Genomic DNA, 12,005 nt, shown 5'->3' on the forward strand with positions numbered 1-12,005 from the left:
AAGAGGCAGCTCCGCAAGAATGTCAAGGCGCCTCGGCGCCCCTTGGTGCCAAGGTTTCAGCATGCGGCGACCGGGCGGCGAGCGCGCCCAACAAGCGGGCGCAGACGATGGTGAGCGCAACGAGTGAAAGCCCGGCCAGGAGACCCTCTCCCGTATCAATCTTGCCGAGTGCGGTCAGAGTATTCGCCTCCAAGCCGCGGGTGCCAACCATCGCGGTGACGACAAGCATGCCGAAGGCCATGATCATCGTCTGGTTCAGCCCAAGCAGCAGGTCGCGTCGCGCTATCGGCAGCTGAACCAGGAACAGCCGTTGCCACCGGCTACACCCGCTCATTGTCGCCGCCTCCATTATGCTTTTTCCTGTTTGCAACAGGCCCGTCTGCGTGAAGCGGATGGCGGGGGCAATCGCATAAATGGCAATAGCCGCCAGGGCTGGCACGTCGCCAATGCCGAGGATCATCATGGCCGGAACAAGATAAACGAAGGTGGGCAGGGTCTGGATCAGATCGACCACAAGGTTATTCACCATGGCGATGCGCGGGTTCAAGGCGCCGAGCATCCCAAGGGGAAAGCCTATCAGTGCGGCAATCAACGCTCCAAGAGAGGCCAGGTAGAGCGACGTCATCGCCGGAGACCAGTAGCCGGCAATCACCACGAAGGCGAGGAGCATGCCTAGCTTGGCCGCAAGCCGGACCCCCCCAGCATAAAAGCCAGCGCATATGGTTGCAGCGACAAACAACGACCATGGAATGGCGTGGAGGGCATCTTTGTAGGGCCGCAGAATGGATATGATCAACCAGTCGCGCAGGCTGCTCACTTCGTCGCCAACAGCCGCATTGATGGCAGACACCAGCATATTGAACCAGCTGCTGGTCTTGATGATAAAGTCGGCGGGAAATCGAGTGAGCGCCGGATCTATGGCCGTTGCCAGGATTGAGAGCGCGAGCACCCCCAGTATCGCAGTGATCCGCGGATGCCGCCGGTGAAATCCCGACGGCTTCGCGACGACATGGATCGTGGGCTTGAGCGCCACTGCCCGGCACAGCCGATCCAGGCTTATTGCCAGGAGCGTAAGGGCAAGCCCGGCCTCGAGAGCCGGCCCCAACCGCAATGATTTCAGGGCTGCAAAAAGATCGTTCCCGAGGCCTCCTCCACCGATGACCGCCGCGAAAGCGGCCACGGCGAACGACAGGTTCACAACCTGATTGAGACCGACAAGCAGATTAGCGCGCGCTGCAGGAAGGCAGACGATCGTGATCTTCTGCCATGTGGTGCAGCCATTGATCTCTGCGAGCTCAAGGGTGCTGCAGGGCAATTTCTGCAAAGCGAGGGTGGTGACCCGGGCCATGGGGGGCATGGCGAAGATGACGGTCGCAATGAGGCCCGACAGCGGACCAAACCCGAACAGGACGACGATGGGCAAAAGATAGGAAAAGATCGGCAGGACCTGCAGCAGATCGTAAACGGGTGTGAGGACGCGCCCCATGGCCGGCCTCCGCCACGCCAGCACGCCCAGGGCGATGCCAAGCACCGCTCCCACCGCCACGGAGGTCGTGACCAGCGCCATGGTCATCATGGCGCTCTCCCACAGACCGAACATCAGCAGATATATCCCCGTCCCCGCCAGCAAGCTCGCAAGCCGCCATCCACCCGCCCATTGCGCGAGGGTGATCGTGGCCCCTAAAGTCACGAACCAGGACAGCGGTGGCATCATCCCATCGGCAACGATCCATGTCGGCACCTTGAGCCCGGAGGCGAGAAGTCCCTGGAGAAAAACCATCGGCCACTCGATGACCTTTGCGGCACCGCGCAGCAAGGTGCCGACCTCCACCCCCCCGATTGTTGCGTCACGCGCGAACCACTTGAATGATTCCGTGATGACCGGGGCGACGGCGGGAACCCATTCCTTTGGCCAGATCCGTCCCCAGTCGAAGGTGGATGCCAGTATTGCGACCAGAATTACTACAAGGGGCACGACATGACGAAAATTCTGGCGTCCCGGCATGACTATGGACCCTGCGTCCATGGTCATGGTCTCTTGTGCCGCTCAGCCAGGATATCGATCACAGTGCCCGGCTTGAGTTCCCCGAGAACTCGTCCCGCGTCGTCCGCGACGGCCAGCGGGTGCCCGGCATCGAGCACAGGGATGGCGACATCTCGGATCCGCGCGGACGGGTGCAGAATTTCACCGTCGGTGTCATCACTTGCCGCTGTCATCGCCGTGCGTACTGTCATGACGTCGGCCAGGGCGACCTTGCTCGTAAACCGCGCCACATAATCATCGACAGGATTGAGCACGAGATCTTCCGGAGTGGCAACCTGCACCACTTCGCCGTCTCTCATGATCGCAATGCGGCTGGCCAGACGAATGGCCTCGTCGAAGTCGTGGGTGATGAACACGATCGTCTTGTGAAGGATCGATTGAAGGCGGAGAAGCTCGTCCTGCATGTCCTGACGGATGAGTGGATCCAGGGCTGAGAATGGTTCGTCCAGAAACCAGACTTGCGGATCAGTGGTGAGGCTGCGCGCGATGCCAACGCGCTGCTGCTGACCGCCCGACAATTCATGGGGATAATAACTCTCCCGGTCTCCCAGGCCGACAAGGGTCACCATCTCGCGCGCCCGATCCTCGCGCTGTCGCCGCGCATGGCCGCGCACCCGCAGTGGAAAAGCGACATTCTCCAGCACGGTGAGATGGGGCAGCAGTGCAAAATCCTGGAAAACCATCGAAATTTTTTCACGACGAAGATTTCGCAATTCAGCAATGCCTGCCTTCGTGATGTTGGTGCCGAGGAGGTCGATAGCGCCGCGGGTTGGAGGGACAAGTCCGGTCATGCAGCGAACCAATGTCGACTTTCCGGAGCCCGACAGGCCCATGATGCAGAAAATCTCACCTTGCGAAACCGACAGTGATACATCGCGTACCGCTGCTGCGAGAGTAAGGGTGTCTGTTTCCGCAGCCTTGGAAAGCATCTCCGCTCCGGGGCCGAAAACCTTCCAAACACGGTCGCAGGTCAGCAGGGGACTCTGCGCCGCGGTCGGTTTGGTGTCTCTCATTCAGCTCAACCTCTGTTTTTGCTCGTCACAAAGATGCCCAAGATGATTGGCGCTTCTTTGCGTGCCGACCTTCGGCGCTGAGACGCGCACCTTAAAGAGCACGGAGTGAGAAACAGCGAAAGTGGGGTGTGTCAGCCATACCAATCGCTCATATCACTTAAGGTCGCCCCTTCAACTCTGAACGGCGAGATACAGCTTGCGGGAGCACGCGGTCGCCAGGGGGGCAGAGGGAGGTCAGCTCAGGGTGTTCGAAGTGGCCTGCAGGCGACATCGCATGACGGTGAGAACCTCATCTCAAGGCGAACCTGGCTTCGAGGGCGCTGATTTGGAGGTTCGTCAGCTGCTGAATTCGAAGGCCCTTCGTCAATATTGAAAGCTTGGCGGTCTCCTCCAGCTCTTCTGATGCAAATACCGCCTCGTCCAGTGTCCGGCCGCATACCACAGAGCCGTGATTGGCGAGGAGCAGAGCGGCATGGGTGGGCGCTCTCGCCCGAACAAGCGGTTCTATTTCGGACGACCCCGGCATCGTGTAGGGGAGCAGGGGAACACGACCGACGCGCATGACCATGTAGGGGGTGATGGGCTGAATGGCGTTCTCCGGATCGATGTCGGCAAGGCACGATATGGCCGTCGCGTATGTCGAATGAAGATGGACTACCGCCCGGGTATCAGGGCGGCCCCGGTAGAAACCGCGATGAAGCGGCAGTTCCTTTGTCGGGGGAGCGCCTGCGATGTGGTTCCAGTCGACGTCGAGTTTGGAGAGTTCCGGCGCTTCCAAAAGGCCCAGGCAGGCATTGGTCGGGGTTACGAGGAAACCGTCCTCCAGGCGTACGGAGATATTTCCGGAGGATCCAACAGTAAAACCGCGGCCGAATAGTAGGCGGCCCATAGGCAGATCCGTTCGCGAAGTTCGGTTTCGTTCATGGTGCTGCCAGGGCTCGCAGTGCTTTGGCGTAGAAATCCGGGGCTCCGAAATTGCCGCTCTTCAGAGCCAGACGGATATCCCGGGCCCCGGCTTTCGCGGCCAAGGCGGGGATGCCGGGATCGATCTCGGGGCCGATCTCCAATGACCGCAGACCAAGGGCCGTGACGACGGCGCCGGACGTCTCGCCGCCGCCGATGGCCAGACGTTCGACGCCATTGGCAACGAGTTCCACGGCAAGCGTGCCGAAGAACTCCTCGATCCTCGCGGCCAACGCTTCTCGGCCATAGCGAGCCTGGGCCTCTGCCACAGTTTGCGGATCGGCAGTCGAATAGACGATGGGGGCTGCCGCCTGATGGGAACGAACGAAGTGCAGGGCATCGGCCACCGTGAGCGTCGCCCCCATCAAGGTTGTCGGCTCGACGGCCAGTCCCGGATGATCTTCGAGGTGGCGGGCGAGCTGGGCGCGGGAGGCTGGCGAGCAGGAGCCGGAGAGGGCGATTCCGGGCCCTGCCAGGCCAGAAAAGCTCCGACGCCCGGCACCGAGCCTGGCTTCCTTTCGAAAGTTATCCGGGATGCCGACAGCGATTCCGGAGCCGCCGGTGACCAGCCTGTGGCCGGCGATGGCGGCCCCAATGGCGCGCAGGTCAGCGGGGGTGATCGCATCGACGACGACGAGGCGGCGGCCGGAGGCGGACTCCTGGGCCAGGGCCGCATCGATGGCTGCGGACCCGCGGCGCACAATTTCATAGGGAACGAGGCCAATCTCGCCTCTGGTCTGGCGGCGGAGCCAGCGGCGGATATCCGGGTCCGTCATGGGATTCAGCGGATGATGTTCCATGCCCGACTGGTCCAGCAGCCGGTCGCCGATGAAGAGGTGACCCTGGTAAAGGGTGCGGCCCGTCTCGGGAAAGACAGGGCAGACCACGGCGATTTCGGCGCCGAGCGCGTCAGCGAGCGCCTCGGCCACCGGGCCGATGTTTCCCTCGGGCGTGGAATCGAAGGTCGAGCAGTATTTGAACAGAATTTGGGTGCAGCCCTGGCGCTGTAGCCAGTGCAGCGCCGCCAGGGATTGCTCGACGGCGGCAGACGGGGCAATCGACCTCGTCTTAAGGGCGACCACGCCAGCCTCGCAGCCAATCGCGGCCTCGTCCGACGGGATGCCGACGAACTGGGTGGTCGCCATGCCACCCTTGGCCAGAGTGTTCGCCAGGTCGCTCGCGCCGGTAAAATCATCCGCTATACAACCGAGAAGCATTGGGTCGCCGCCTCACAGGTCAGGACAGGGAAAACCAAAGTGTCTTCGTCTGCAGATACTGATCCATGGCTTCCAGACCTTTATCCCGCGCGAGAGACCCCGACCTCTTATAGCCGCCAAAGGGCGTCTTCACATCGCCTTCGCTGAAGCCGTTGATGGAGATGGTCCCGCAGGGAAGCAGACGGCCGAGCCTGAAGGCCTTGTCGATGCTCTTGGTGAAGACCGTCGCATGCAGGCCGTAGTCTGTATCGAGGGCGAGTTCGAGCGCCTCCTCAAAGCTCGCGACTTCCATCACCCCCAGAACTGGACCAAAGATTTCCTCCTGGGCAATGCGCATGTTGCCTTGAACACCCTCGAAGACGGCAGGATTGATGAAAAAGCCCCGGTCGTGGCCTTCTGAGTGGCCTCCATGCAGGAGACTGGCGCCTTCACCACGGCCGATTTCGATGTAGTTGCGGACACGCTCGAAATGCTCCTGGGTGACCATCGCGCCAATGGCTGTGTCAGGATCGAGGGGATTGCCCACCACCATCGTCTTCGTCTTCGCAATAACCTTATGAAGGAACTCATCCTTCAGTTTGCGATGGACGATCTGGCGCATATTCGCAGAGCAGTTCTGGCCGCCGTTCCAGAAGGCTGCATTCACTGCACTCTCGACAAGATTGTCGGTGATGTCGGCATCCTCGAGGATGATGAAAGGGCTCTTGCCGCCCATCTCCAGGCCGATTGGCTTGAGATTGCTTTCGGAGGAATATTTCAGAAAGTGGCGCCCTACTTCGGTCGATCCGGTGAAGGAGACAATGTCGATGTCGGAATGGCGACCGATGGCCTGGCCTGTGGTCTCCCCTAGGCCTGGCAACACGCTTAACACGCCGGGCGGTACGCCGGCCTCCGTCGCCAGGGCGGCGAGGCGCAGCGCCGTCAAGGGCGTCTGCTCTGCGGGTTTCACGATTGCCGAGCAGCCAGAGGCGAGTGCGGGTGCGAGCTTCCAAGCGCACATCAGGAGCGGGAAATTCCAGGGGAGGACCAGTCCCACAACGCCGGCTGGCTCCTTCACGATGAAGGATGCCACGGTTTCACCGGTGGGAACGACCTTGCCGAAAACCTTGTCGATGGCCTCGGCATACCATTGAAAAAAGGTCGGCACTTCGTTGCCGATCTCATGCAGACAATCCTTGATCGTTTTTCCGCTGTCCACGGATTCAAGGACAGCCAGCTCCTCTTTATTCTCGCGGACCAAGGCAGCGAGCTTCAGCAGCACTTCCTTGCGAAATTCGGGAGCCGAACGCGACCACGTGCCCGCCTTGAACACGGCGCGGGCAGATGCAACGGCCCGGTCAACGTCCTGGATACTGCAGTCGCGTACAGTTCCCAGGATTTCGCCGGTGGCGGGATTGACGTTCTCGAACACGTCGCTGCCCCCTGACGTGTAATCACCATCGATGAAGGCCTGGGAGTGAAAGGTCAGGGATGAGGCTATGCGTCGATAGTGATCATGCGAACTCAAGGATGACATTGGCTTTCCTCAGTTTGGCTCGTTCCCGCGTTTCGGTCAGGCAATGACAAGATCGGTGGCCGTATCGATCAGCAGGCAACGGTTGAGATCTATGTCGATGTCGAGGGATGTCTTGGCACCGCCCAGTTGGTTCGAAGGCAATTCGGCAGTCGTGACACTCCCGCCCAGCTTGAAGGACGCATATGAGCGGGAGCCGGTCGGCTGGAGGATGTCGATTACGATCGTACGGCGCACCACACCCTCGGACGGTGGCGTCGATGAGGATCGGGACATATGATCAGGCCGGATCCCAATCTGCACAGCTGCGCCCTCCGCTAAACCCAAGTCTCTCGTTTTGGCCCTGGGCAGGGGAAAGATGTCGCCGTCGGTCATGCGGATCGTGATGTCATCCGGAGCTGGTCCGTGCGACAGGGTTCCGCTCAGAAAATTGATCGTTGGGGTGCCAAGGAAGCTTGCTACGAACTTCGTTCGCGGCTTGTTGTAGAGCTCGAGCGGCGTTCCAATCTGCTCAATTCGACCCGCGCGCATCAGCAGGATGCGGTCCGCCAAGGTCATTGCTTCCACCTGGTCGTGAGTCACATAGATCATCGTCTGGCGCAGTTCGCCGTGCAGTCGCTTGATCTCTGTCCTCATCTCCTCGCGCAGCTGGGCATCCAAATTCGACAAGGGCTCGTCGAAAAGGAATACCCGGGCATGGCGGACGATTGCGCGACCAATGGCAACGCGCTGGCGCTGGCCGCCGGAGAGCTGCTTGGGAAGGCGGTCCAGATAAGGGGTGAGTGCAAGCAACGCGGCCGCCTCCCTTACCCGGGAGTCGAGCTGATCTTTGGGGAATTTACGGGCTCGAAGGCCGAATGCAATGTTCTCATAAACGTTCAAGAACGGGTAGAGGGCGTAGCTCTGAAAGACCATAGCGACGTCGCGGTCACGCGGACTGAGGCGGTTGACCGCCTTGCCGTCGATCTCAATGGTCCCCGCATCGATCGGTTCCAGGCCGGCAATGGATCGGAGTAGCGTGCTCTTGCCGCATCCCGAAGGTCCGACAATGACCACGAACTCGCCATCGCCTACCTCAAGATCCACATCATCGACGACACGAAGATCGCCGAAGCTCTTACGGATGCCGCTCAGCCTGACTGTCCCCATAACCGGTGCGCCTGACTTGTTTAGAGATCAACCGACTTAGGTTCATCAGCACCCGCCCCGAACCGCTCGGCATTGCGCTGCAGCTTCAACCGCCATTGCGGATCATCAACCACCGACCTGTTCACAATTGAGGAAGGAAGGCGACCGCCGAGCGCCTCAAGCACCGCCCTCACATCCGCTGCGCCATTACCGGCGATGCATTCGTTGGTCCAGCAGAGCGCGTGAGGGCTGAGCACGACATTGTCGAGCTTCAGGATGGGGTCGTCATCGGCTGGAGGTTCCTGGGCAAAGACGTCGAGGCCGGCGCCTGCGATTGCTCCTTGCTGCAGTGCCTCGGTCAGGGCGACCTGGTCCACGATGCGCCCGCGCGCAGTGTTGATGAGCAGGGCCGTGGGCTTCATGAGACCTATCGCACGGCGATTGATGAGCTTCTCGGTGGCGGCATTGAGCGGACAATTGATGACGAGAATGTCCGCCTGTCCGAGGACATCGTCGAAATCGAGAAGGTCCACGCCGAGCGCTGCTGCCTGTTCCGTGCTCGCATAGGGGTCGTGGGCGATCATCCGCAGATCGAAGGGCTTCAGCAGCCGGAACATCTCCGATCCGATGTTGCCGAGGCCGATCGACCCTAAGGTCTTTCCAACAAGTCCAGTGCCGACGAAACTTCCCTTTTCTGCAAAGCCTCGGGCTCCCCGTCGCGCGAGACGGTCCTTCTCCAGCAGCTTCAGGGTCAGCGCCAGGATCAAGGCAATGATCGAGGTTGCAACCGGCCTGCGAACGCCATCAGGCGTATTGACCAAGGCAATTGAGCGGCGCGTGAGGGCATCCACGTCGACGCTGTCGAAGCCGACACCGAAACGGGCGACGAGGGCCAAGCGATCGCCATCGGGGAGGCTTTCGGCCGTTACGAGAGGATCATCTACAATGAGGGCATCCACGCCCTCAAGGTCCGCGGATTCGATCCTATTGCGCATTGGCAGGAAGCGGATCGCGATGCGGGGGTCACCGCTCAGCGGAGACAGATCAAAATCCGGATAAGCGAACTCACCCGCATCGTTCAGAAAGTCACCGCTGAGGGCCACGACGAAGCGCTCATCGCCATGCGGGACGCTCATATGCCGGTCTTCTCGCGGACCTGCTGGATCGCATCGGTCAAGGCGCTCTGCAGGAGCCATACGTCGCCGGAATAACAGAGGAAATCGACGCCAGCCTGACGGAGCCGAACGCCGGCAGCAACGTCTTGGACGAGGTAGCCGAAAGACTTGCCGTGCTTCTTGCATGCATCGGCCACGCGCTTTTCGGCGGCGATGAAGGTGGGATGATCGAACTGACCGGGAATGCCCATGGAGCAAGTCAGATCGAAGTGCCCGATCCAGAGACAATCCACGCCCTCCAGGGCGGCCAAGGCGTCTGCATTCTCGACGCCCAAGGCCGTTTCGATCTGGGGGAAGAAGGCAGTCTTCCTATTGGCCTTGTCGAGCTTTTCCAGAACAGGGCCACCAGAGTAGCGATCATGGGCGATGCGCAAAGCAACGCCCCGCTTGCCCGTCGGCACGTATTTCATGGAGTCGATAATGCTCTTCGCCTCTTCGACGGTCTCGACCATTGGCACCATGATGCCTTCGGCGCCCATGTCGCATGCCCGAGCAACGTGATCGTAGCGTTTGGACGGGATGCGCACGATGCTTGGCACATTGCCCGCCTGAAGATACCGAAGCATCGATTTCAACGTCTCGAAGGAAAAGCCGCTGTGCTCGAGGTCGACGAAGGCGAACTGGCAGCCCGTGGCGGCAAGGATCTGGCCGATTCCAGGGGTGGAGAATTCGACCAAGAAGGTGCCGATCTTGAGGTCCTTGGTCTCCAGCAGTTCACGAATCGTGGCGCCCGACATGAACTTTCCTCCCTCTGCAAAAACCTATCATGCAGGTATACCAACATAAACTCGACTGCGTCAATCAGACTGGCTCGAGGGTGAGCGAGCGTTGACCGTATAATATGAATGGTATAACAGGTATGCCAAAGTGTCGGTCTTTTGCGGCTGTGCTGCCCTCGAGGAAGGCGATCGAGAATGAGCTATATCGTTGGGGTCGATATCGGTGGGACATTCACCGATTTTGTCGCTTATGATCGATCAGCGGGCACAATCCGCGCCTGGAAGACTTTGAGTACACCGGAAAATCCTTCCGCTGCCGTTCTCAACGGCCTGTCGAGCTTAGGCTCACTTGCCAGCGTCGACTATCTCAAACTCGGGACCACAGCGGCCACAAATGCTCTGTTGGAAAGCAAGGGCGCGCAGGTCGCCTATGTCACCACCAAGGGGTTCCGCGATGTTCCGTTCATTCAGCGCGGCGGCCGTCGCTCCCATTACGACCTCGGTTGGCGCAAGCCGAAGCCGCTGTGTCTGCGGCAGAATTCAGTCGAGATCGACGAGCGGATCACGTCCGACGGCAGTGTCATCAAGGAGTTGGACCTGGATTCGGCCCGGCTGACACTGGAAAATCTGTTGAGCCAGGGCACGATTGAAGCCGTTGCCGTCAATCTTCTCTTTTCCTATGCAAATCCGGCGCATGAATTCGCTTTGCGGACCCTATTGTCCGATCTTGCTCCCGACCTCCCGGTGTCGATCTCCTATGATGTCCTGCCGAAATGGAAGGAATATGAGCGGGCCTCGACGACGATCGCCGATGCGTTCATCAAACCTTTGATCACCCGCCAGATGACTTCGATGGAGAGGCGCCTGAAGGACGAGGGATTCACGGGGCGGTTCGTCGTCATTCGCTCCAATGGCGGCGAGATGACGGCGGATGCCGCATCGAAGCTGCCGGTCCACCTCGCCCTGTCCGGGCCCACGGGCGGCGTCATTGCCTCGCGGGTCATGGCGAAGCTGCTCGACATCGAAAATGTCGTCACGCTCGACATGGGAGGAACGTCGACAGACGTCGCGACGGTGATCGGTGGACGAGAGCGCTTCACGACCGAGTTCCAGATCGAATATGGCAAGCCGATCCAGATCCCGATGATCGACATCCGCACGATCGGCGCCGGCGGAGGCTCCATCGCTTGGATGGACAAAGCGGGCATGCTTCACGTCGGTCCGCAAAGCGCAGGCGCCAATCCGGGGCCGGCCTGCTACGGGTTCGGCGGCACCGAGGCGACCGTGACGGACGCAAATGTCGTGCTGGGGCGGATCAGTCCGAGCAACTTCCTTGGCGGCGGCATGCGACTCGACGCGGAGGCCGCTGCGCAAGTGGTGAGCAATGTCGCCGACAGGATCGGTCTGAGCCTCGAAGACACGGCGCTCTCCATCGTGCGGATCGCAAACAACAACATGGTGGGTGCTCTGCGGGCCGCACTCATCGAAGAGGGGCTGGATCCGCGTGAATTCACGCTTGCAGCCTTTGGCGGGGCAGGTCCTGTCCACATCGCCGATTTGATGCGGGAGGCGAACATCCCGACCGGCATCGTGCCGAATTTTCCCGGGCAGTTCTCGGCCTATGGATTTACCCTGACTGACGGCCGAGTGGATCGTCATCGTTCTGTGCCGATGCTGTCCCGGACATTCGACACGGAGCGGGCGAACGCCGTGCTGCGGCAGCTTTCCGATGATTGCAGCGACGATCTTGCGGGGCAGGGTTATGGTGCCGGTATCACCGTGTCCAATGCCCTGGAAATGCGTTACTTCGGGCAGAACCACGAGCTTGACGTCGAGATCGGGACGCAGACTTTCGGTCCCGACACCATCGACGGGCTCTGGGAGGCCTTCCACCGAATCCATGAGAGCCGCTACGGCTATCGGATTCCTGGAGAGATGATCGAGGTCGTGAATTTCAAATCCACCGCCATCGCCCAGACGGACAAGCCCGACATTCCAAGACTCCCGGAGGCGGACGGGCCACCGGAACCGGTAGGGACGCGGTGGGTGACCTTCGACAGCCGGCTGGAGACGCGGATCTTTAACCGGTCTTCGCTGAGGGCAGGACATCACATCATCGGCCCCGCGATCATCGAGGAGAGCGCATCGGTCACGCCCTTGCCTCCAGGACAGACGGCCCGTGTGGATGCCTACGGCAATCTCATCATTTCCTTTTCGCAGTCATAGGAGAGGC

8 protein-coding genes and 1 pseudogene are annotated in these 12,005 nt (G+C 60.5%); 1 reads left to right on the forward strand and 8 read right to left on the reverse strand.

The features are described 5' to 3' along the window. Positions 1 to 22: 22 nt before the first annotated feature. The 8 genes and pseudogenes from FKM97_RS22000 to FKM97_RS22035 all read right to left on the reverse strand — a co-directional run bounded on the left by FKM97_RS22000 (position 23) and on the right by FKM97_RS22035 (position 9,790). On the reverse strand, positions 23 to 2,032 hold the full coding sequence (locus FKM97_RS22000; protein ID WP_144294608.1) for an ABC transporter permease: 2,010 nt from the start codon (positions 2,030 to 2,032) through the stop codon (positions 23 to 25). Next, positions 2,029 to 3,057, reverse strand: coding sequence for a quaternary amine ABC transporter ATP-binding protein (locus tag FKM97_RS22005; RefSeq protein ID WP_144294609.1), 1,029 nt, complete (start codon positions 3,055 to 3,057; stop codon positions 2,029 to 2,031). Before FKM97_RS22005 ends, FKM97_RS22000 begins: the two co-directional genes overlap by 4 nt. A 289-nt stretch (positions 3,058 to 3,346) precedes the next feature. Further along, a pseudogene (gene otnC, locus FKM97_RS22010) lies at positions 3,347 to 3,981 on the reverse strand (3-oxo-tetronate 4-phosphate decarboxylase). Beyond that, positions 3,978 to 5,237 (reverse strand): 3-oxo-tetronate kinase, encoded by a 1,260-nt coding sequence (otnK, locus tag FKM97_RS22015; protein WP_144294611.1) that lies wholly within the window; start codon positions 5,235 to 5,237, stop codon positions 3,978 to 3,980. The pseudogene otnC and the gene otnK overlap by 4 nt, the downstream one beginning before the upstream one ends. Positions 5,238 to 5,256: 19 nt before the next feature. After that, the gene (locus FKM97_RS22020; protein WP_144294612.1) at positions 5,257 to 6,753 is read right to left on the reverse strand and encodes an aldehyde dehydrogenase; all 1,497 of its coding nucleotides are present in this window, start codon (positions 6,751 to 6,753) and stop codon (positions 5,257 to 5,259) included. A gap of 36 nt (positions 6,754 to 6,789) precedes the next feature. Then, positions 6,790 to 7,899, reverse strand: a complete 1,110-nt coding sequence (locus FKM97_RS22025; RefSeq protein WP_144294613.1) for an ABC transporter ATP-binding protein — start codon at positions 7,897 to 7,899, stop codon at positions 6,790 to 6,792. A 20-nt stretch (positions 7,900 to 7,919) separates the two neighbouring features. Beyond that, the gene (locus FKM97_RS22030) at positions 7,920 to 9,014 is read right to left on the reverse strand and encodes an NAD(P)-dependent oxidoreductase (protein ID WP_144294614.1); all 1,095 of its coding nucleotides are present in this window, start codon (positions 9,012 to 9,014) and stop codon (positions 7,920 to 7,922) included. Next, positions 9,011 to 9,790: an HpcH/HpaI aldolase family protein gene (locus tag FKM97_RS22035; protein ID WP_144294615.1), complete on the reverse strand. Its 780-nt coding sequence runs from the start codon at positions 9,788 to 9,790 to the stop codon at positions 9,011 to 9,013. Before FKM97_RS22035 ends, FKM97_RS22030 begins: the two co-directional genes overlap by 4 nt. Positions 9,791 to 9,967: 177 nt before the next feature. On the opposite strand from FKM97_RS22035, the gene FKM97_RS22040 reads away from it, so the two are divergent. Beyond that, positions 9,968 to 11,998, forward strand: a complete 2,031-nt coding sequence (locus tag FKM97_RS22040; protein WP_144294616.1) for a hydantoinase/oxoprolinase family protein — start codon at positions 9,968 to 9,970, stop codon at positions 11,996 to 11,998. Positions 11,999 to 12,005 lie beyond the last annotated feature (7 nt).

Source organism: Rhodoligotrophos appendicifer (assembly GCF_007474605.1).
GTDB lineage: Bacteria > Pseudomonadota > Alphaproteobacteria > Rhizobiales > Im1 > Rhodoligotrophos > Rhodoligotrophos appendicifer.